The sequence below is a fragment of the Flavobacterium profundi genome (assembly GCF_006491645.1).
Taxonomy (GTDB): Bacteria; Bacteroidota; Bacteroidia; order Flavobacteriales; family Flavobacteriaceae; genus Flavobacterium; species Flavobacterium profundi.
Genome location: NZ_VDCZ01000010.1, coordinates 22,782 through 43,375, shown reverse-complemented (window position 1 = coordinate 43,375; position 20,594 = coordinate 22,782). Strand labels below are relative to the sequence as shown.

Genomic DNA, 20,594 nt, shown 5'->3' with positions numbered 1-20,594 from the left:
TGATAGGATGACTTTCAGAATATTTTTTTAAAAATTGCTAAAATTTGGAATTTGGAATAGGAAGTTTGGTTTCTAAAATTGATATATTTGCGAAAATTAATTACAAAAATGAAGAATTTAGTAGAAGAATTAAGATGGAGAGGCCTTATTCATGATATGATGCCTGGAACTGAAGAACAACTGGTTAAAGAGTCTACCACTGTTTATATTGGCTTTGATCCTACCTCAGATTCTTTACACATAGGGAGTTTAGTGCCTATCATTTTACTAATGCATTTGAGAAATTTTGGTCATAAGCCTATTGCTTTAGTAGGTGGTGCCACAGGGATGATTGGTGATCCTTCTGGAAAATCAAATGAGCGCAATTTGTTAGATGAAGCTACATTAAATCATAATGTAGAAGGTATTAAACGTGTTTTGTCTCGCTTTTTAGATTTCAATGCAACTGATGCTGCTGCTCCTATATTAGTCAATAACTATGATTGGATGAAAGATTTTTCATTCATTAATTTCGCACGAGATGTGGGGAAACGTATTACGGTTAACTACATGATGGCTAAAGATTCTGTAAAGAAACGTTTAAGTGGTGACGAAGGTAGTGAAGGAATGAGTTTTACAGAGTTTACCTACCAATTGATTCAAGGCTACGATTTTTATCATTTGAATAAAGAATACAATTGTTTGTTACAAATGGGAGGAAGCGATCAATGGGGAAATATTACTACAGGTACCGAATTGGTACGTAGAATGAACGTGGATAATGAGGAGCGTTCCAAAGCGTATGCCATGACCTGTCCTTTAATCACCAAAGCTGATGGTTCTAAATTTGGAAAATCTGAAGGAGGGAATGTGTGGTTGGACGCGGATAAAACATCACCATATAAATTTTACCAATTTTGGTTAAACACAACAGATATTGATGCAGAAAAATATATCAAAATTTTTACGTTTCTAGATCAAGAAACAGTTGAAAAATTAATTGCTGAACATCATGAGGCTCCCCATTTAAGAGTGCTACAAAAGCGTTTGGCTGAAGAATTGATGTTGTTAGTGCATTCCAAAGAGGATTTAGAGAGTGCCATTTTTGCCTCGGGAGCATTCTTTAGTAAAGACATGACCGATTTGAAAACACTTTCTGAAAAAGCCTTATTAGAAGTTTTTGAAGGGATTCCAATGGCTGAAGTTGCCCTTTCAGAATTAGAAGAAGGAATTGATATTGTATCCTTATTAAATGAAAAAACAGGTTTTTTGTCTTCGAATGGAGAAGCAAGAAGGTCATTGAAAGAAAATTCTATTTCAATTAATAAAGAAAAAGTTACGGAAGCCTTTGTTTTGCAAAAGAGTGATTTAATTGGCAATCAATTTGTATTGGTGCAAAAAGGGAAGAAAAACTATTTTGTTGTAAACTGTAAATAAAAAATTCAATAGTATAATTGGGTTAAATGAAGTAAAATGAGTGAGTTGGTAACATTGATAATGCCCATTTATAATGCTGAAAATTTTTTAGAAGAAACTATAGATAGCATTCTAAATCAAACCTATACAAACTGGGAATTACTTGCCATAAATGACAATTCCAATGACGGTAGTTTAGCTATTTTAGAAACCTATCAAAAAAGAGATGCTAGGATAAAAGTTTTTAGTTTTGACCAAAATCAAAAACCAGCTATTGTTAGGAATTTTGGTATTTCCAAAGCAACAGGAGATTTCATTGGTTTCATCGATGCAGATGATATTTGTTTTCACGACCGACTAGAAGTTCAAGTTAATTTTTTTAAGACAAATTCTAATGTGGATTTATGTGGCGGATTTTGGTTGCGATTTGGAAAAAATGTTGATTATGAACAAGCTTATATTAAAGAAACAAATGAAGAACTGAAATTAGCGTTCATTTACGAAAATTATATAGGAAATTCCACCGTTTTAGCGCGAAAAAAAGTTTTTTCTACTGCTGTTTTTAATCCTGATTTTGTACCTATGGAAGACTACGAATTATGGACTAGAATCATTATGAAGCATAAACTTTATAATATTCAAAAACCTTTAATAAAGTATAGATTACACGATAACAATATTAGTCATACTATTGCTGTGGATTATGAAAAAGTGAAACAATCCATACAGTTAAAATATGTGAATACTTTTGGTTTGGTTTGTGATGAAGAAGAATTGAAATATCTAAAAAAAGGGTTGCGAGTAGAGCAAGTTGAAAGGCACAATGAATTGAAAAAAATTATAGTAGCACTTCATAAATTTGAACTTTTTCAAAAGGAATCGCATTTTTTTGAGGATGCTTTAATCCAAAATACGATTAATGAGAACCTGAATTTTTATTTTAAAAGACTTCGTTCTTATCGATTAAAGTTCTTGTTTTTTGTTTTAAATCAATATTCTTCATATTTTAAAATTCTAAGGTTTAAAACCAAAGTGAAATTTGTAGTAAGGTCTATTTTTTGGTAGAAAGACAAAGGTTATATTATCAATTAAAATAGTGTGTTATCTATCATTAAATTACAACCTCTAATATCAGAATGATCAAAACGTCCCAGCACTTCGAAAGAATGGTTGGGATATTTTTTTCCCAAATCTTGTGTGGCAATAAACGAACACGAATTTACATTGGCTAAATCAATAACGTTAATTCCTCCTGTTTTTCCATTTGAAACATAGGACAAAGCATCTTCTGTGTCTCTGGTTAGGATTTGCATCCAAGGAGGACATTCGAAAACGCCATTTCCAAGTGAATAGGCTTGCGATAGCAACTCGGTCATGCCGTATTCGGAATGTATAACAGGTACACCAAAACCGTGGCTTAAAATAGCGTGTAATTCTTCTCGAATCATTTCTTTTCGTTTTCCTTTCATACCACCCGTTTCCATAATGATGGTGTTTTTCAATTGAAAAGTATGTCTTTCTATTAAATCTAATAAAGCGTAAGTCACTCCAATTAAAATTACATTTTGACCCGATTGATCTAAGGCAATCAATTTGGTAATCAAATCATCATAATTATTCAAGTAAAATCCAGAATCTGGGTGGTTGCTACTTTGGATTAAATCCTGAACCATATAAATTAAGGAAGACCCTTCGCGTTCTAAATAAGAAGGAAGTAAAGCTAAAATGCAATAATCTTCAATATTGCCATAAAATTCTGAAAAACCCTTACGGTAACTTTGTTCGTATAACGAAATATCGGTTACTAAATGCTTGCTAGTTTGCAAACCAGTTGTTCCGCTACTGGTAAAAGTTTCTTGAACAGGGTTTGTTGTACTGACAATTTCATGACTTTTAAAAAACTGTATGGGTAAAAAAGGAATGTCTAGAATTGTTTTTACATTAGACTTGTCCTTATTGAGATAATTACAAAATTCTTGATAAACTTTATTGTTGTCATATTGGTAACGAAAAACTTTTAAGGTAAGTTTTTCAAAGTCTCTCTTGCTTGAAATGGTAAATATATCTTCTGTATGAATCATAATGAATTGCTGAAACTATTTCTGTTTCGAATACATGCAAAAGTATAAAATAAAAAAAGCACCAACATTATGTTAGTGCTTTTAAAAAAATATTTTTTAAGGAATTATTTAACAACTAATTTTCTAGTAGCTGTTTTTCCTTCTTCTGTAATTTTTACAATATAAATACCAGCTTTTAGGTTACCTGTATTAAAAGTGTTATTTGTAACGTTTCCTTTTACTACTTCTTTACCTAATACATCATATACTTGAACAGTCATTGCGGTGTTAGTATTTGATGAGAAGTTTAAGATGTTACCTGTTAATGGGTTTGGATACATTTTTAAACCATCAATAGCATTGAAAGATTTAGTGCCTAAGAAGTCAATAGTTGCTGTAGATATTTTTAATTCATCAATTGTGATTGAAGGTGTATTTGTATCAGATTGTTGTCTTAATAAAAGCCCTGCTAATTCAGTAATTGGAGCAGCTGGAGTGTTTGTTAAAGTTGCAGGAGTTGCTGAGCTGAAAGTTGATAAATCAGGGTTTATCCAAGCTTTAATATCTGTTCCTCCGAAATCATATCCCATAACTACATAAACAACTTCTCCTGTGTTTCTTAAAGTAGCGTCATAGTTAGTGGTTGTTGATGCAGAGTCAAATCCAATTTGGTATTGTGAACCAACTTTTTTAAGGAAAAGTCTAATTAAAAAGGATTGAGTAGCATCTGTTAAAACTGCAAAATATGTTTCATTGTTATCAGTCATTACTGATAAATCTGTTACATTGAACATAAAACCAGCATAAAGAGTTCCGCTTGTAGTAGTTGTGAAAGGTGTGAAACAATCAATACCAGCTCCATCAAAACTAATTGAGTTTCCTGTACCTGTGTAAGTACCATATGTTAAGTTGCCAGCAGTAACTAAGATGTCATCACCTGTATTTACATTTGCCCAAGTTTGTTCTAATCCTAAAGAATTACCAACTGTATAGTTAAAAGGCTCTACAAAAGGAAGTGAATTGATTGGTTTACACTCTGGAGCTGTAACAACATTGTTAATATTACAAGTTCCTGTTACAGTTAAAGTAACATTAACTCCTTCAGTAACACCAGAAATTACAATCGTACCAGTTGCAACAGATGAGGGATCGTCGCCACTAATTGATCCAGATGAAGTAGATAAATTATAAGTTCCTGAACCTCCACCAGTAAAATCAATAGATGCAGTGTAAGTATCTAAACTCAAAGTAACGGCATCACAAACAGCATTTGAACTTGTGAAAGATAAGCTACATGCAGTAGCACCTGGCCAATTTTGAGCTACTAATAAACCATCTACTGTTTGATTTTGAGATGCATTGTATTGTCTTAAAAATACATTTTGTACTGTTGACTGTCCCGAACCGCTAGCTGTTACTTCAGCAGTTCCTGCAGCAACTTCATTTGCTGGTACACCAGAACCAATACACCATAAACTTGCTGCTTGAGAAGTAGTGTTGTATTTTACGATTACTAAATAAGTTTGGTTTAAGTTAAAATCTGTTGTTCCGTATGTCGCTGTACTACTATTAGATAAACCTATTTTGAAAGTCCCAGCAGTAGAGCCATTTTGAACAAAAACTCTTGCGGTATAAGTTGTACTTCCATTTCCTAGTCCCATGAAATAACCTGTAGCGGAGTTTGCTACATTTAACATAAATGACATGTAAATATCACCTGTTGTTGGGTTGAAAGTTTTAATAATGTCTTCACCATTGTTGTCTATCATTGCTGCATTACCTTCAGTTACAGCAAGAATACCTGTTGTTCCAGAATATCCTGAATAAGTTAATCCATTAGCTGCTCCTACAGTGATTGGATTAGTTCCTGCACCACTAACTGCTGCCCATGCATTATCTGTTAACAAAGCATTATCGGTATAATTAAAGTCGTCTTGTAGAAGCACTTGACTGTACGAAGAAATACCAATAAATAAAGTAAATAAAAAGTAAAGTTTTTTCATTTTTTAAGTTTTTAAATGTTTACAAATATAGCAAGTATTTTCTGTTTTATGAAAATAGCCAATGTAAAATTACAGTTAAATAAAAAGAGAGAATTTTTGTTAATTAGTTGATAATTAACTTTCGAGTAGCAGAAGCTTCGCCTTCTTTGACTTTTACGATATACACACCCGTATTTAGCGCGCTAATATTTACTTCTTTTGTAGTTACAACGGCTTCAAACACTTTTTTACCTAATACGTCAAAAATTTCGACTTTCTTTTCTAAACCTAATTTAGAAGTAATGTAAATTTTTCCATTATTCACTGGATTAGGATAAATAGTAAGTCCCTCAATATTTGGGTCTTGAGTTGAAGTAGTACTTGAAGCAGAAGGTTTGTTGTTCTGTGAGATACTATCTACAGAAAATAAAAGGGTACTAAAAAGAATTATATAAAAGTATTTTTTTATCACTCGCATTATTTTAAAAAAGTAAATATAAACATTTTTTTTAATGCAATAACAATGCCAAATAAAAAATCCCTCAATTGAGGGATTTTTAACTTTTATTATAGAAAAATTCTAATCTTTATAAGCTATCTTGATATTTTTCTAGTTTCTGTTGGAGTCTTTATAATATATAAACCAGTTGGAAGTGTAGCTATAATTTCATCTTCATGTTTAAGGGAATTTACTGTAGATGATTTAATTAAAGTTCCTGAAAAATCATAGATGTTCATATTATATGATTTTGTAATAAAATTATCTTGAAGTACAAGTTGTTTTTTTTCAATACTCATCTTGCTTCCATTAGGTCTATTACTGCTTGAAACATAAACTAATATAGACGAATAAATATTATTATTTTCACCTCCTGTTGTGCCTTCATTAACATTATTATTTATATCAAGAACTATATGTATGTAACCTGAAGTTTCTGGGGCGATGTATCCGCTAATAATGTTTCTTTCAATATGTTCACCTTGTGATTGAAAGTTATTACTAGATATTTCAGTAAAATCAATTTGTTTTAAGAGTATTGGATTAGTATATGCAGTTCCTTGAGTATAATAAAAACCAACTTTCATTACTCCAGAATTTGCTTGTCCAATATTTTTTACATTTAATAATAATTCTAATTCTGAATCATTATTATAAAGAGTATGTGAAGCGTTACTAGATAGGGCTTGTGGAGATAAAATTGATCCTGAAGATTTAGCAGTCGAATTATTTATGTCTAAAATTAAATCTGCAAAACCTGTTGGAGCAGTAACTGAAAATGAAAATGTTGAGATATTATTATTTAGATTTATTTCTAAATTATTATTTACTTTCATAATAATATAGTAATTCCCGATTCCAGTATTTGATGGAATAGTTAATGTAGTTGAACCAGTTCTAATTTCATTGGTGTTTAATGCTGTAATATTTATTTGTTTTATTAAAACATCATTTGAACTTAAAACATTATCGTCTTTGGAAAGGTAAAATTGGCATTGTGAAGCATCTGCATAACCGCCAATATTTGTGATTTGATAATTTGCTGTTTTAGAAGAGCCAGCAGGGACATTTGTACTGCCACTTAGTGAAACATAATTTGCTTGTAAATCTGGTTTTGGGCAATCAATTGTTGCTTCAGAAATGTATGAAAAAACAGCTGTGCTACTTGTAGTGTCTAAATCATAATCTGAATCTCCTTTTTCAACATTTGAACCATCAATAATATAATAATTGCTTCCTAAACCAAAATCCATTAAATACACGTCACCTATTGTCAATGGAATATCTATTTTGATATTAACCTTTTCTCTAACTGTATTTGCAGTTTGTCCAGAGCAATAGTTATCCTTAGCTTCTTGTAATGTAGAACCTAATAATATAGGTCTTATGTATTTCCATGATAAGGCATTACATACATCTATTGGATTACCAAAATTCACAGGGGTATCAACTTCATCACCTCTATCAACACCGTAACCAGCTGCATATTTTACTCTGTAATATCGTGTTCCAAAATTTCCATAGCTTAAGCCTAAGTCAGCTTTATAAATTTTTCCGACCTCTAGTGTATAATTTTGCCTAAAATTTACTTCCAAAATACGATAGGGGGCATATGTTTGGGCACAATGAATTGAAATTGCATTTTCTATATAGATTCCTAAATCTTCTAGTTCATGATATCTATAGCTTGAGGTTTGAGACCATACAGAAAAGCTGAAATTAAGAAGTACAAATAAAATAATTTTTTTCATGATATTTTGGTTATTTATGTTGTTTAAAAGTAAATCTTAATTAATTAAGCAATGTTTTTACGGGGTTAATTTTGCGTTATTAAATGATTTTAATTTTTAAAATTAAATAATATAAAAGTTGTTTATACTGATAAATTGTGATTAAACTTCTTTTTATTAATTCAATTAAACTCTAAATCTTTAATTTTATGTAAGGTTGTGTTGGATTAAAAAAAGCAAAAAAAATCCCTCAATTGAGGGATTTTTAACTTTTATTATAGAAAAATTATTATATAAAATAACCAGTCCATCCAAAAGCTGTAATGTTTGCACCACCACTTGTTCCAGATGAAGCGTTGATAGTTGCATTGTTTACACCAGCTTTGTTGTCATTGATATCTAAATTTGTTCCAGTACCAATAATTGTGATTGTTGTAGCACCGTCTGCATCACCAGCACCGTCTGTACAATCTACAAAATCATTAGGAGCAGGAGCACTAGCACCCAATGAAACAAAAATATTTGTAAAAGTACCTTTACTGTTTCTTCTTACTTTTACAACATCAGATAATGAAACTACTGAGTTAGATACAATAGTGATATTTGTCATTGTAGGGTTTGATTGACCTGATTGAGTTGGAGATAATCCATCAAAATTTCCATCTCCTTCAATTCCTCTTGGGTCATTTGATGCATCATTGTATCCAAATTCTCTTATTCCATATGCATTATCGATTGTTCCAGAATAACCTTGAGTATAATCAAACATGTCATCTTTAGCATTTACTACTAATAAGTTTGTAACATTTACAGTTCCACCAAAAAACTCGATAGCATCATCATCTCCATATTTAGAAACAATGTTATTTACTGTAGTGCCTGAGCCTACACCATAAAAAGTAAACCCATTAAATTCTTTGTCACTGTTAATTCTTGCTCCAGTATATTCTACAACTACATAAGTAAGTGTTCCAGAGTTGTCAGCAGCATCACTACCGCCAAATGTAAAGTCTACAACTTCTGTAGTAGCTGAACCACCTCCACTTATTGGAGCTTTACCCATAATTAAAATACCACCCCAGTCACCTGATCTTGGATTTCCTGAATTTGAAGTAAATTTAATTGGAGCAGCAGCAGTACCTGCAGCATTAATTTTTGCACCTTGCTCAACAGCAACATAAACATCAGTTCCACCAGGTCTAGCTTTGAAAGTTGTACCAGGCATAATTGTTAATGTATAAGGGCTACTTACTACTAAAGCACCGTCTAAGATGTATTCTCCAACTGGTAACGTAATATTAGCGCCAATTTTTCCTTTTAACGCATTTGCATTATAATCTGAATCTGTTAAAGAAGTAATAATTCCGTCTTTGTCTGAACCTGAATTGTTGTTGTCGTCTTTACTGCAGCTAATTATTGCAGCTGATAAAGCGCTCAAGAAAAGAAATTTTTTAATTGTGTTCATCGTTTTAAAATTTATTTAATAGTTAGTAATATTAATAGGAATTAAAAATTCAAACTTGCTCCAAAACTAACAAAGACTCCTTTTTTGTAACTGCTAACAACATTTTCTGTTGTTATACCATTATCTGTAGACTCTTGTGTTAATTTAATATTTGGATTAAGAAGGTTTTTTAATGATAAATTAAGATTTAAATTGTATTTTTTTATTTCGAATTTGTTTACAAAATCTAAAGTAGGAATACTTTTTTCAACAATGTTTTGATTGTCAGAAGTACCTAAAGAAAATATTTTATCATAGAAGTAATTGAAAACTACAGTAGATGTTAAAGCATTTTCAGCATTGTCGAAATTGTAACTGATATCAGAATTTATAACTAATGGAGTTGCACCTTCTAATTTGTCTTTTTTATTTGTAAATAAAATCGTTAGCTTATCGTTTGGATTGTCTTTTAATTCTTGTTCTGAATATAAGTAAGAAGCATTTACTCCAATAGAAACATCTTTAGATCTTGAATCACTTTCAATTTGTAATAAATATTTTCTAGCTTCTATTTCAATTCCAGTTACAAATGCTTTATCAGTATTTGCATATGAAAAATCATTACCTGCTGACGCTACTTTTACTCTGTTGATTGGGTCTTGAATGTTTTTGTAAAAACCTGTAACAGATAATATTTCTTTATTTGAAATATACCAATCGTATTTAATATCAAAGTTTGTGTTTTTTGAAGCAGTTAAGTATGGATTTCCATAACTTGTATAGTTGATGCCTTCATATACGAAAACTGCAGTTTCTTTAAATTGAGGATAAGTATAAGTTTGACCTGCTGATAAACGGATTGCATTTTTTTCAGAAAGAGTATACTTAACATTTAAACTTGGAAGGAAGTAGTTGTTGTTAATTTTAGATGGGTCTATTGTTAAATTATTTACACTACTTGATAAGTTTGTATCCCATTCTACAATTTGATCAATTTTTTCAAATCGAATACCTGGTTGTACAATTAATTTTTCATTAACAGAGTAGGTTCCTTGTAAATAACCAGCAATTAATTTTTTCTCACCTGTATAAAAATAAGGATTAAAAGCTGTACTTGGATTAAACCCTCTACTTGTTTCTATAAAGAAAACTCCGTTATCTAAATTTTGTTGATTGAATACTGCATCTGGATTGTCAATTTCGATAACATTATCATTAGACCCAAAACGGAAATTATATTGCGTGAAATCAAATCTTCTGTCCGTTTTTCTAGCATCAACACCTACAGTAATCTTTTTAAGCAATTCGTCTTCTTCTTTGTTAAATGAATATGTTACTTCTGCCTTTCCTACAAAATCATCTTCTTTTAATTTAGAAAAGAAACGGTTGTTAAGTGAAGAGCTATTTGTGGCAATTACATAACTATTTAAGCTTGTGCTGAAATCATATGAATTTGTTCTTCTGTCAGGTTCAGAGCCATTAATTAAGTTATATCCTAGGCTAATGTTTGTCTTTATTTTTTCAGAAAACTGGTAATCAAAAATAAGTTGATTCGTAAATAAATTATTATTATTAGTTTGTTGTCTTCTGATAAAAGAGTTGTCAGCTTCAGGGTTATCGTTTACACTTCTAGTAAAACCATTATAGTCACCCACTGATTGTACATTATCGTGAATGTAAAGCGTATTAAAAGAGATGCTTTTCCCGTAATCCATTTTGTACTTCACATTTCCTAAAATAGACTGGCCTGAATTATATTCTGATTTATTGAAATCTAAATCTTGAATATTTCCACCAGTTGCATTAACTTGACCAACTTTTCCTTCTTTATAGGTATATTCACTGCTTGATTGAACTACACCAAAAACACTTAAGGATTGGTTGTCTTTTAAATCAAATTTTCTTCCAGCAGCAATAGAAAAATTACTGTTTACAATATTGTTTTTAGTGTTAGTTTTAAAACTAGTATCAAAATCATATGTGGTTAAACTTCTATTTGGTAATACGTTATCTCCATTTTCTAAGAATCCAAAATAATTATAACCATCTGCAATTTGAAAATTAGAATTTATTGCAGTTGAGTTATAACCGGTTCCTAAAGAAATATTTAAATATTTCTTCTTCTCTAGTTCTTTTGATGCGATATCAATGTTGGCTCCAGCTACATCACCATATACATTAGATGAAAATGTTTTATTAATGTTAATGTTCTTGATAATATTAGTAGGGAAGAACTTTAAAGAGATGTTTTTATATTCTGGGTCTTCAGAAGGTAGTGGTAATCCGTTAAGAGAAGTCGAATTATAACGATCTCCTAAACCTCTAACAAATACATTTTTCACTCCTTCTTGTTTTGTTACACCAGAAGTTTTCGTTACAGCAGTAGCCGCATCACTAATACCCTTTCTAGATAATTCTTGCGCTCCAATAGCTTGTTTGATTTCTACAGCTTTTTGTTGTTCTTGTAATAACGCTGATTCTTTTTCTTTACTTACAGTTGTTTCTACAACTACATCTTGAAGTTGTACTCCACTAGCTGCTAATGTGTAATTAATAACCTTTTTTTCACCAGGTGATAAAGTGAAAGGAATTTCAACTGTCTCATAACCTAAATAGCCGATAATTAAAGTGTAATTTCCAGCTTCTAAACTTAATGAATATTTTCCGTCAAAATCTGTTGATGTTCCTGTTTTAGTGTCTTTGATTAATACGTTTGCATAAGGTAAAGGTTCGTTGTTGTATTCTTTGTCAGATATAACTCCAGAGACTGTTCCGTTCTGACTAAATGCTAAAGATGTTATTATTAAAAAAGTTAATAAAAAGTAATTTCTCATTGTGTTGTTGAATTTTGGTGCAAATAAACCCCAAGTAGATTACTTTAGTGTTATTCGGGTGTTATCAATTTGTTTTTTAAGAGTTAGGAAATTGTTAACTCATTAAATTATTGTTAAGCGCTTGAATCTTTTTATATTATCTTTACCTTTACGACTACGAAACAAGCAAATTTTTTATGAAAAAAAAGGAAATTAAGATATTATTAGTTGATGATGAACCAGATATCTTAGAGATAGTGGGTTACAACTTGTCCCAAGAAGGCTATCAAATTGTTACAGCTACCAATGGTAAAGAAGCTATAACCAAGGCAAAAAAAGAATTACCTCATTTGATTATAATGGATGTCATGATGCCAGAAATGGATGGAATTGAAGCTTGTGAGAACATCCGAAAATTTCCAGAATTAGAGCATACCATCATCACATTTTTAACGGCTCGTTCAGAAGATTATTCTCAAGTAGCGGGTTTCGATGCAGGTGCGGATGATTATATTGCAAAACCTATCAAACCAAAAATTTTAGTAAGCAAAGTAAAAGCACTTTTAAGAAGATTAAAAGACGATTCTAATGCTACAGATACGTTACGTTTAGGGAATATAGAGATTAATCGTGAAGAATATAAAATTATCCGTCAGGATGAAGAGATTGTATTGCCAAGAAAAGAATTTGAACTTTTTTATTTATTAGCTACAAAACCTGGAAAAGTCTTTACAAGAGAAGAGATTTTGGATAAGGTTTGGGGTAATGAAGTGGTTGTGGGTGGTAGAACGATAGATGTACATATTCGTAAATTAAGAGAAAAAATTGGTGATGATTTTTTCAAAACAATCAAAGGTGTTGGGTATAAGGTAGAATTTTAATGGTTATAAATTTTAAAAAATCATACAAATTTGCGATTAAGTCTTCGACTTATATCACACTCTTTTCATCTGGAATCTTATTTCTTTTTAATCATTTTTTATTAAAAAGCAATCCGTTATTTGTACTGTTTTTCGCTATTATACTATTCTTTTTCTCCTTTTTTGTATTACAGTATCGTGTAGAACGTTTTATTTATAGAAGAGTAAAAAAAATATACGATGATGTGTCGCTTCTTGAGAATGCTTCGTTTAGAAATCAGCCTGTAACTACAGATATGGCAACACTAACCAGAGAAGTTCAGAAATTTGCTAGAGACAAAAAATTAGAAATTGAAACTTTAAAAATTAGGGAAGAATACCGAAGAGAATTTTTAGGAAATGTGTCTCATGAATTGAAAACACCTCTTTTTACTGTTCAAGGTTATTTACTTACTTTGCTAGATGGCGCAATGGACGATAAAAATATTCGTAAAAAATATTTGCAAAGAGCCGAAAAAGGTGTAGAACGATTAATTTACATTGTGAAAGATTTGGATATGATTACCAAATTAGAAACAGGTGATTTAAATTTAGAACTTACAGAATTCAATATTGTAGAAGTAATTCAAAATGTATTTGAATTATTAGAAATGCGGGCTTCTAAAAAGAATATATCACTCACTTTTGACGCCCTTTACAAACCTGTTAAAGTAATTGCAGATCAAGAAAAAATACAACAAGTGGTTACTAACCTTGTAATGAACTCTATTAAGTATGGAAAACAAGGAGGAACTACTGAAGTGAGTATTGAAGATTTAGTAAATAACAAAGTAATAGTGCGAATTACAGATAATGGCGAAGGAATTGAAAAACAACATATTCCAAGACTGTTTGAAAGATTTTATAGAGTGGATAAAAGTGGTGCACGAAGTGAAGGAGGTTCTGGTCTAGGCTTAGCAATCGTAAAGCACATTATTGAGGGACATAAAGAAAAAATTTATGTTGAAAGTCAGTACGGAATTGGTTCCGAATTTTCATTTACTCTAGAAAAGACGAAATAATTTCTTCCAACTAACATCTGTGGTATAATTGCTAAATCCTCTATACAAGTCGATTTTGTTTAGTTTGGAAAGATCAAAATTTTCTTGTTTACAACTGGGTGCAATGCCTTCTTTTTTAAATTTTTTAGCTAAATATTCTTGCTCATATTGTCCTGGAGTAGGAATAAAAAAAGCTTTCTTTTCTAATTGCGCTAAATCCATTACAGTAGTATATCCAGATCGCGCTAAAATTTTATCACTTTCATTAAAAGCAGTTTCAATTTGTTCGCTTGTCATAAAATTATAGTACGTAATGTTTTTTACTTCTTCTATTTTTTGTTCTGATTCAACAATTCCCTTAATAAAAAGAATCTTGTCTTTAGATTTTTTTAATTCTAGGATTAACTTTTCTTCCAGTAACGTTCTTTGAGGTTCAGGCCCAGAGAGTATAATCATCAAATCGTATTTGTTTGGCGTGTTTTTTTTATACAATCGACTTAGGGGTCCAATGTATTTGATGTTTTTAAAAGGTTCTTCTAAATGTCCTAAATCTCCAGATAAATTAGGTCCTTTTTCTTTATCAGGAACCCAACATTCATTAAATTTTTTTACAAAATAATGATGCAATTTAGTAGTTAACCAAGTAGTGTTTCCTGTTAAAACATTCAGTTGGTGTGTGATAAAAACAGAAGGTATTTTTGTAGCATAAACACCTAAACGATTGTCAGAGATAATTCCTTCAATATCATATTTTTCAACTATTTTTTGAGTAATTTTTCTTTCTTCCTTAATCGCTTTAAAAATATGAGGTAGCTGGGAAATTAATTTTAATTTAAAATTTTTCCCTTTTTCAGCATAGGTAATGTTGTAAGATGGAAGTGGGATGCTGTTCAAATGAGGAAACTCTTTTCTTAATAATTCAAGAGAAACACCATCTGAAGCAATAATAGGTTCAAAATTATTCTTTTCTAAGGCTCTTATAATAGGGATGCATCTCGTTGCATGGCCGAGACCCCAATTGAGCGGAGCGATAAGAATTCTTTTAGGCATTTATTTGTTGTATTATTTTTTTAAAACCGAAATAAATTGTTCGGCCAATTGATTTTCATAATCAAAATAAACATCATCTGTGAGATATTCATATTGAGGTTTGTATTTATACAGTTTCCACTTTTTCTTATTGTATTCTAAAGCAGTCAGGTTTTCTATCCAATCTCCTGAATTAAGATAGGTAGTGGAACCTTTTGCATTCGCAATTGTTTCAATCTTTGGTTCATGAATGTGACCGCAAATTACATATTTATATTGGTTTTCAATGGCTAATTCGGTACAGACGTTTTCAAAATTAGTAATAAACTTTACAGCCGATTTTACATTGTTTTTGATTTTTTTTGAAAGCGAATAAGGTTCGCGATTTAATTTTACTAAAATCCAATTTAAAAAACGATTAATTAAGATTAATAAATCGTAACCCCAACCACCTAATTTAGCTAACCATTTGGCATGAGTAATGGATGAGTCGAAAACATCGCCATGAAAAATCCATGCTTTTTCACCATCCAACTCAAGAACTAATTTATTTAATAAATGAAGATTTCCTAGATGCAAATCTGTAAATTTTCTTAAAAATTCATCATGATTCCCGGTTAAGTAATACACTTTTGTACCATTGGAACTTAAAGAAATAATTTTTTTGATGACTTTAAGATGACTTGCCGGAAAATAGGATTTTCTAAATTGCCAAATATCAATAATATCTCCATTTAAAATTAATGTTTTAGGTTTAATGGAGCCTAAATATTCTAATAGTTCTTTAGCATGACAGCCATAGGTGCCAAGATGAACATCAGAAATGACAACAAGTTCTACTTTTCGCTTCTTCATATTTTCACAATAAATAGTATCTATATTGCTGAATAAAAGTGATTTACTTTTTATTTCAATACAGATTATATCCTACAAAAGAAGAAATTTTAACTTTAATTAAAGTTAATCAATCATTATCAAAACTTTATTTCATTAATTTTGCCAATAAATTAAATTATAAAGTGGGAAGTAAAAATAAACTGAAGCGATTTAAAGAGAATGAAACTTTTGCAAATGTTTTTCAGCCAACAAGAGAGGAAGTGGTTTCTAATAGCTTTGCTTTAAAAGGAAAATGGAATACTGATTTTTTTAAAAATACAAATCCAATAGTTTTAGAATTAGGTTGTGGTAAAGGTGAATATTCTGTAGGTTTGGCAGAACAATACCCGAATAAGAATTTTATTGGTATCGATATTAAAGGAGCACGTTTTTGGAGAGGTGCAAAAACTGCGGTAGAATCAGGAATGAATAATGTTTGTTTTTTAAGAACACAAATTGAATTAATTGAACATTGTTTCAATGAAAATGAAGTGGATGAAATTTGGATAACGTTTCCAGATCCGCAAATCAAATATAAACGGACCAAGCATAGAATGACCAATTCTGAGTTTTTAAAACGATATAAAAAGATTTTAAAACCGAATGGCATAATGCACCTTAAAACAGATAGTGAGTTTATGCATGGATATACTTTAGGATTATTGCATGGAGAAGGTCATGATGTGTTGTATGCCAATCATAATGTGTACAAAAATGAAGGAGCTCCTCACGAAGTTACAAAAATTCAAACCTTTTATGAGAGTCAGTATTTAGAACAAAACAAACCCATTACCTATATTCAATTCAAGATTAAACCATAAATGGAATATTTGATCTCTTTATTATTAGGCTTTTTTATTGCTTTCATTGGAATTATTCCACCTGGAATGTTGAACATGATGGTTGCAAAGCTTAGTGTAAATGAAACCAAAAAAGCAGGGCTCTTATTTGGATATGGTGCTGCATTTATTGTAATGGTACAATGTTTTGTGGGCTTGTATTTTGCAAAGTTTTTAGAAAGTCACCCTGTAGTAAGTGAGAATCTTAAAAAGTTTGCAGTATTTATCTTTATCATTTTAACCGTTGTTTTTATTTATAATGGCTTAAAAAAACCAAAACCTCCCAAAGAAGAAGTAACTATAAAGAGCAAAAAAAATAGATTTTTATATGGTGTAGTACTGTCTTCTTTTAATATGTTTGCCATTCCATATTATGTTTTTGCTAGTTTAACATTATCCTCTAAAAATATTTTTGATTTTTCTCCTCTTGCGAATTTCTGTTTTGTGATTGGAGCTGGATTAGGAACTTTATTGGTTTTTTATATTTATGCAGCTGTTTTTAGAAAAATAGAAGATAAAGTTGGGTTTTTAATAAAAAACATTAATTTTATAATTGCTGCAATAACAGGTATTGTAGCGATTTCTTCTTTATATAAATTAGTTGCTTCTTAAAATTGAGTAAAAAAGAAACCCATACCGATAATTTTTTTGAACGTGTATATGAAATTGTTCGTTTAATTCCTGAAGGGAAAGTTACTTCCTATGGTGCCATTGCAAAAGCACTTGGGGCTGCTCGGTCAGCAAGAATGGTAGGTTGGGCAATGAACGCAAGTCACAATATGGAAGATGTTCCTGCTCATAGAGTGGTCAATAGAAAAGGATTGCTTTCTGGAAAACATCATTTTGAAGGAACCAATCTTATGCAACAACTTTTAGAAAATGAAGGCATAAAAGTGAAAGACAATCAAATAGTTGATTTTGAGAAGTATTTTTGGGAACCCAATTTTTGATGTTTTCTACTCAAACGAACCTATAGTTTTTTCTGATACAATTATAAGAAAACTTTAATCTGTAATATTTTTACACTTTTAAACTTCTGACTATCTTTGCAATTCAAATTCAGTCTTAATAAGAATTTGATTTTTATAATTATAATAACATTTTGTTTCAAAGTAGTCTTATTTGTAATGCTTTGGAATACCAAAAATAAACTCTTAACGAGATGAAATTAGATAGAAAAGAAATTCTAAAGGCTCTTGAAAGCATTACGGTTGCAGGTGAAGGTAAGAATATGGTTGAAAGTGGAGCCATTCAAAATGTAATCACTTTTGGAGATGAAGTTGTAGTGGACGTATTGTTAAGCACGCCCGCATTACATATTAAGAAAAGAGCGGAAGTAGATATTATGAAGGTTATTCATGATAAGGTATATGAAAAAGCGAAAGTAAAAGTAAACATTAAAGTAGAAGCTTCTAAAAAAGAAGATCAGCCGAATGAAATAAAAGGGAAAGCCATACCAGGTATCAGTAATATTATTGCGGTATCATCAGGTAAAGGTGGTGTAGGAAAGTCTACAATTACAGCTAATTTAGCGGTTACCTTAGCGAATATGGGCTTTAAAGTTGGTGTTTTAGATGCAGATATTTACGGACCTTCTATGCCCATCATGTTTGATGTTGAAAGTGCTAAACCTATTTCAATAGAAGTAGATGGTAAATCCAAAATGCAACCCGTACAAAGTTATGGTGTGGAGTTACTTTCGATAGGCTTCTTTACGAAACCAGATCAAGCGGTGATATGGCGAGGACCTATGGCTGCTAAAGCTTTAAATCAAATGATTTTTGATGCCAATTGGGGGGAAATCGATTTTATGTTAATCGATTTACCACCTGGTACAGGAGATATTCATTTGTCTATCATGCAGTCCTTACCTATTACTGGCGCAGTAGTCGTTAGTACACCTCAAGCAGTTGCTCTTGCAGATGCTAAAAAAGGTGTTTCTATGTTTACCAATGAAAGCATTAATGTTCCTGTTTTAGGAATTATTGAAAATATGTCTTACTTTACTCCGGAAGAGTTGCCAAATAATAAATATTATATCTTTGGTAAAGAAGGTGCTAGAAATTTAGCAGAAGACTTAAATGTACCTTTCTTAGGTGAGATTCCTTTGGTGCAAAGTATTAGAGAGGCAGGAGATTATGGTCGTCCTGCGGCTTTACAAACGGCAACCCCATTAGAAAAAGCTTTTGAAGAATTGGCAAGAAATGTGGTTCAGGAAACGGTGAACAGAAATGAAAATTTACCAGCAACTGAAGCAATAAAAATAACGACAATGGCAGGTTGTGCTGCTGTTAAAGGAAAATAAGATGAATAAAGAAGAAATCATAGAAAACATCGAAAAAGCATTAAATGAAATTCGCCCTTTTTTGAATTCAGATGGAGGAGATATTTCATTAGTGGATATTGTTGATGATAAGCATGTTAAAGTTCGTTTAGAAGGAGCTTGTACCAGTTGTAGTTTAAGTATTAGTACCATGAAAGCAGGTGTAGAAACTACGATTAAAAAGTATGTTCCTCAAATTGAAACAGTAGAAAATATTGCTTAATAAGATGATAAAAATCATAGAATAAGTAGTTTAAATCATAGAAATTTGGACTTATTTATTGTTTGATTTTAAACTTTTGAATACATGATAGAAACAGATATATTAATCATAGGAGCTGGTCCTACAGGACTTTTTGCGGTCTTTGAAGCAGGATTACTTAAATTAAAATGTCATATTATTGATGCTTTGCCTCAACCAGGAGGACAATTGGCAGAATTATATCCTAAAAAACCAATTTTCGATATTCCAGGTTATCCAGAAGTATTGGCTGGAGATTTGGTAACCAATTTAATGGAACAAATCAAACAGTTTCAACCTGGTTTTACTTTAGGGGAAACTGCTGAAACAATTGAAAAGCAAGAAGACGGAACTTTTATTGTTACCACAAAAGAAGGTACACAGCATAAAGCCAAAGCCATTGCAATTGCGGGTGGATTAGGTACTTTTGAACCTAGAAAACCACTTTTAAAAGACATTGAGTTTTATGAGCAAGAAAATAGAGGTGTCGATTATTTTGTAAAAGATCCTGAAAAATATCGCGATAAAAACATTGTAATTGCTGGTGGAGGAGATTCTGCTTTAGATTGGAGTATTTTTCTTTCTAATGTTGCTAAATCTGTTACTTTGGTACACCGGAGAAATGAATTTAGAGGCGCTTTAGACTCAGTTGAAAAGGTACAGGAATTAAAATCGGAAGGAAAAATTAAATTAATAACTCCTGCTGAGGTTGTTGGTTTTAAAGGAAGCGAACGCATCGAATCTTTAGATGTTGAAATCAATGGAGCGCGTATGCATGTTGAAACTGATTATTTTATTCCATTATTTGGGTTAACCCCAAAATTAGGACCTATTGCAAATTGGGGCTTGGAAATCGAAAAAAATGCCATTAAAGTTAATAATGCACTTGATTACCAAACGAATATTGAAGGAATTTATGCCATTGGTGATGTCAATACTTATCCAGGTAAGTTGAAACTGATTTTATGCGGTTTTCATGAAGCGACTTTAATGTGTCAAAGTGTATATAATCGTTTAAATCCTGGGAAAAGATATGTATTAAAATATACAACTGTTTCTGGTGTAGATGGTTTTGATGGAACGCGTAAAGAAGCTGAAAAAGCAGTTGTAAAATCGATAGATTAATGACAGATATTACCATAAAAATCACAGATAGAAATGGAGTGCTTCATGAAGTACAAGCTCCTACTGATATGAATATGAATGTTATGGAGCTAATTCGTTCTTATGAATTAGCGGAAGAAGGAACTATTGGTATTTGTGGAGGAATGGCCATGTGCGCTTCTTGTCAGTGTTATGTTTTGAATGATGTTTTAAAAACGGAACGCAATGACGATGAAGAGGCAATGCTTTCAGAAGCCTATCATGTAAAAGAAAATAGTCGCTTGGGCTGTCAAATACACCTCACAGAAGATTTGGATGGTTTGGAAATAGAGATTGCACCAGAACAATAAAAAATAAAA

The 20,594-nt window shown here is 31.2% G+C and carries 19 protein-coding genes; 11 read left to right on the top strand and 8 right to left on the bottom strand.

Translation table 11 applies throughout. The features are described from left to right. The first annotated feature begins 108 nt into the window (after positions 1-108). Both tyrS and FHG05_RS12890 read left to right on the top strand, forming a co-directional pair. Positions 109-1,416, top strand: coding sequence for a tyrosine--tRNA ligase (tyrS, locus tag FHG05_RS12895; protein WP_140998451.1), 1,308 nt, complete (start codon positions 109-111; stop codon positions 1,414-1,416). A 36-nt stretch (positions 1,417-1,452) separates the two neighbouring features. Then, positions 1,453-2,460, top strand: coding sequence for a glycosyltransferase family 2 protein (locus FHG05_RS12890; RefSeq protein WP_140998450.1), 1,008 nt, complete (start codon positions 1,453-1,455; stop codon positions 2,458-2,460). A 23-nt stretch (positions 2,461-2,483) separates the two neighbouring features. On the opposite strand, the gene FHG05_RS12885 is transcribed toward FHG05_RS12890, so the two are convergent. The 6 genes from FHG05_RS12885 to FHG05_RS12860 form a co-directional block, all read right to left on the bottom strand. Further along, the gene (locus FHG05_RS12885) at positions 2,484-3,476 is read right to left on the bottom strand and encodes a LuxE/PaaK family acyltransferase (RefSeq protein ID WP_140998448.1); all 993 of its coding nucleotides are present in this window, start codon (positions 3,474-3,476) and stop codon (positions 2,484-2,486) included. Between the two features lie 104 nt (positions 3,477-3,580). Further along, positions 3,581-5,458, bottom strand: coding sequence for a T9SS type A sorting domain-containing protein (locus FHG05_RS12880; protein ID WP_140998447.1), 1,878 nt, complete (start codon positions 5,456-5,458; stop codon positions 3,581-3,583). Positions 5,459-5,561: 103 nt separating this feature from the next. Continuing rightward, positions 5,562-5,915, bottom strand: coding sequence for a T9SS type A sorting domain-containing protein (locus FHG05_RS12875; protein ID WP_140998446.1), 354 nt, complete (start codon positions 5,913-5,915; stop codon positions 5,562-5,564). A gap of 116 nt (positions 5,916-6,031) precedes the next feature. Next, the gene (locus tag FHG05_RS12870; RefSeq protein ID WP_140998444.1) at positions 6,032-7,687 is read right to left on the bottom strand and encodes a CARDB domain-containing protein; all 1,656 of its coding nucleotides are present in this window, start codon (positions 7,685-7,687) and stop codon (positions 6,032-6,034) included. A 268-nt stretch (positions 7,688-7,955) separates the two neighbouring features. Next, entirely contained in the window at positions 7,956-9,131 is a 1,176-nt protein-coding gene (locus FHG05_RS12865) for a hypothetical protein (protein ID WP_157504262.1), read from the bottom strand. 41 nt (positions 9,132-9,172) lie between these two features. Continuing rightward, entirely contained in the window at positions 9,173-11,944 is a 2,772-nt protein-coding gene (locus FHG05_RS12860; RefSeq protein ID WP_140998442.1) for a TonB-dependent receptor, read from the bottom strand. Positions 11,945-12,120: 176 nt separating this feature from the next. Between FHG05_RS12860 and FHG05_RS12855 the strand changes: the two genes are divergently transcribed. Both FHG05_RS12855 and FHG05_RS12850 read left to right on the top strand, forming a co-directional pair. Further along, the gene (locus FHG05_RS12855; protein WP_140998441.1) at positions 12,121-12,804 is read left to right on the top strand and encodes a response regulator transcription factor; all 684 of its coding nucleotides are present in this window, start codon (positions 12,121-12,123) and stop codon (positions 12,802-12,804) included. After that, positions 12,804-13,844 carry a sensor histidine kinase gene (locus FHG05_RS12850; RefSeq protein ID WP_140998440.1) on the top strand — a complete coding sequence of 347 codons (1,041 nt, stop codon included), beginning with the start codon at positions 12,804-12,806 and terminating at the stop codon, positions 13,842-13,844. The genes FHG05_RS12855 and FHG05_RS12850 overlap by 1 nt, the downstream gene beginning before the upstream one ends. Here the strand turns inward: FHG05_RS12850 and FHG05_RS12845 are convergent. Together FHG05_RS12845 and FHG05_RS12840 are read right to left on the bottom strand one after the other, a co-directional pair. After that, positions 13,827-14,873: a glycosyltransferase gene (locus FHG05_RS12845; protein ID WP_140998439.1), complete on the bottom strand. Its 1,047-nt coding sequence runs from the start codon at positions 14,871-14,873 to the stop codon at positions 13,827-13,829. The genes FHG05_RS12850 and FHG05_RS12845 overlap by 18 nt on opposite strands. A gap of 12 nt (positions 14,874-14,885) precedes the next feature. Beyond that, positions 14,886-15,707: a UDP-2,3-diacylglucosamine diphosphatase gene (locus FHG05_RS12840; protein WP_140998438.1), complete on the bottom strand. Its 822-nt coding sequence runs from the start codon at positions 15,705-15,707 to the stop codon at positions 14,886-14,888. Positions 15,708-15,871: 164 nt separating this feature from the next. Between FHG05_RS12840 and trmB the strand changes: the two genes are divergently transcribed. The 7 genes from trmB to FHG05_RS12805 all read left to right on the top strand — a co-directional run bounded on the left by trmB (position 15,872) and on the right by FHG05_RS12805 (position 20,585). Beyond that, positions 15,872-16,549 (top strand): tRNA (guanosine(46)-N7)-methyltransferase TrmB, encoded by a 678-nt coding sequence (gene trmB / locus FHG05_RS12835; RefSeq protein WP_140998633.1) that lies wholly within the window; start codon positions 15,872-15,874, stop codon positions 16,547-16,549. Further along, positions 16,550-17,179, top strand: coding sequence for a LysE family transporter (locus FHG05_RS12830; RefSeq protein ID WP_140998437.1), 630 nt, complete (start codon positions 16,550-16,552; stop codon positions 17,177-17,179). Between the two features lie 2 nt (positions 17,180-17,181). Beyond that, complete coding sequence (locus FHG05_RS12825; protein ID WP_140998436.1) at positions 17,182-17,517, top strand: MGMT family protein; 336 nt, start codon at positions 17,182-17,184, stop codon at positions 17,515-17,517. Positions 17,518-17,729: 212 nt separating this feature from the next. Next, a complete protein-coding gene (locus tag FHG05_RS12820) occupies positions 17,730-18,872 on the top strand; it encodes an Mrp/NBP35 family ATP-binding protein (protein ID WP_140998434.1) in 1,143 nt (380 codons plus the stop codon). Position 18,873: 1 nt separating this feature from the next. Beyond that, entirely contained in the window at positions 18,874-19,113 is a 240-nt protein-coding gene (locus FHG05_RS12815) for a NifU family protein (protein ID WP_130733409.1), read from the top strand. Between the two features lie 84 nt (positions 19,114-19,197). After that, positions 19,198-20,256 (top strand): NAD(P)/FAD-dependent oxidoreductase, encoded by a 1,059-nt coding sequence (locus FHG05_RS12810; RefSeq protein ID WP_140998433.1) that lies wholly within the window; start codon positions 19,198-19,200, stop codon positions 20,254-20,256. Then, on the top strand, positions 20,256-20,585 hold the full coding sequence (locus FHG05_RS12805) for a 2Fe-2S iron-sulfur cluster-binding family protein (RefSeq protein ID WP_140998432.1): 330 nt from the start codon (positions 20,256-20,258) through the stop codon (positions 20,583-20,585). The genes FHG05_RS12810 and FHG05_RS12805 overlap by 1 nt, the downstream gene beginning before the upstream one ends. The last annotated feature ends 9 nt before the right edge of the window (positions 20,586-20,594 follow it).

Excerpts from the sequence above, each read along its gene's own strand:
- tyrS (WP_140998451.1), top strand. The coding sequence starts at position 109 with ATGAAGAATTTAGTAGAAGAATTAAGATGGAGAGGCCTTATTCATGAT.
- FHG05_RS12890 (WP_140998450.1), top strand. The coding sequence starts at position 1,453 with ATGAGTGAGTTGGTAACATTGATAATGCCCATTTATAATGCTGAAAAT.
- FHG05_RS12885 (WP_140998448.1), bottom strand. The coding sequence starts at position 3,476 with ATGATTCATACAGAAGATATATTTACCATTTCAAGCAAGAGAGACTTT.
- FHG05_RS12880 (WP_140998447.1), bottom strand. The coding sequence starts at position 5,458 with ATGAAAAAACTTTACTTTTTATTTACTTTATTTATTGGTATTTCTTCG.
- FHG05_RS12875 (WP_140998446.1), bottom strand. The coding sequence starts at position 5,915 with ATGCGAGTGATAAAAAAATACTTTTATATAATTCTTTTTAGTACCCTT.
- FHG05_RS12870 (WP_140998444.1), bottom strand. The coding sequence starts at position 7,687 with ATGAAAAAAATTATTTTATTTGTACTTCTTAATTTCAGCTTTTCTGTA.
- FHG05_RS12865 (WP_157504262.1), bottom strand. The coding sequence starts at position 9,131 with ATGAACACAATTAAAAAATTTCTTTTCTTGAGCGCTTTATCAGCTGCA.
- FHG05_RS12860 (WP_140998442.1), bottom strand. The coding sequence starts at position 11,944 with ATGAGAAATTACTTTTTATTAACTTTTTTAATAATAACATCTTTAGCA.
- FHG05_RS12855 (WP_140998441.1), top strand. The coding sequence starts at position 12,121 with ATGAAAAAAAAGGAAATTAAGATATTATTAGTTGATGATGAACCAGAT.
- FHG05_RS12850 (WP_140998440.1), top strand. The coding sequence starts at position 12,804 with ATGGTTATAAATTTTAAAAAATCATACAAATTTGCGATTAAGTCTTCG.
- FHG05_RS12845 (WP_140998439.1), bottom strand. The coding sequence starts at position 14,873 with ATGCCTAAAAGAATTCTTATCGCTCCGCTCAATTGGGGTCTCGGCCAT.
- FHG05_RS12840 (WP_140998438.1), bottom strand. The coding sequence starts at position 15,707 with ATGAAGAAGCGAAAAGTAGAACTTGTTGTCATTTCTGATGTTCATCTT.
- FHG05_RS12830 (WP_140998437.1), top strand. The coding sequence starts at position 16,550 with ATGGAATATTTGATCTCTTTATTATTAGGCTTTTTTATTGCTTTCATT.
- FHG05_RS12820 (WP_140998434.1), top strand. The coding sequence starts at position 17,730 with ATGAAATTAGATAGAAAAGAAATTCTAAAGGCTCTTGAAAGCATTACG.
- FHG05_RS12815 (WP_130733409.1), top strand. The coding sequence starts at position 18,874 with ATGAATAAAGAAGAAATCATAGAAAACATCGAAAAAGCATTAAATGAA.
- FHG05_RS12810 (WP_140998433.1), top strand. The coding sequence starts at position 19,198 with ATGATAGAAACAGATATATTAATCATAGGAGCTGGTCCTACAGGACTT.
- FHG05_RS12805 (WP_140998432.1), top strand. The coding sequence starts at position 20,256 with ATGACAGATATTACCATAAAAATCACAGATAGAAATGGAGTGCTTCAT.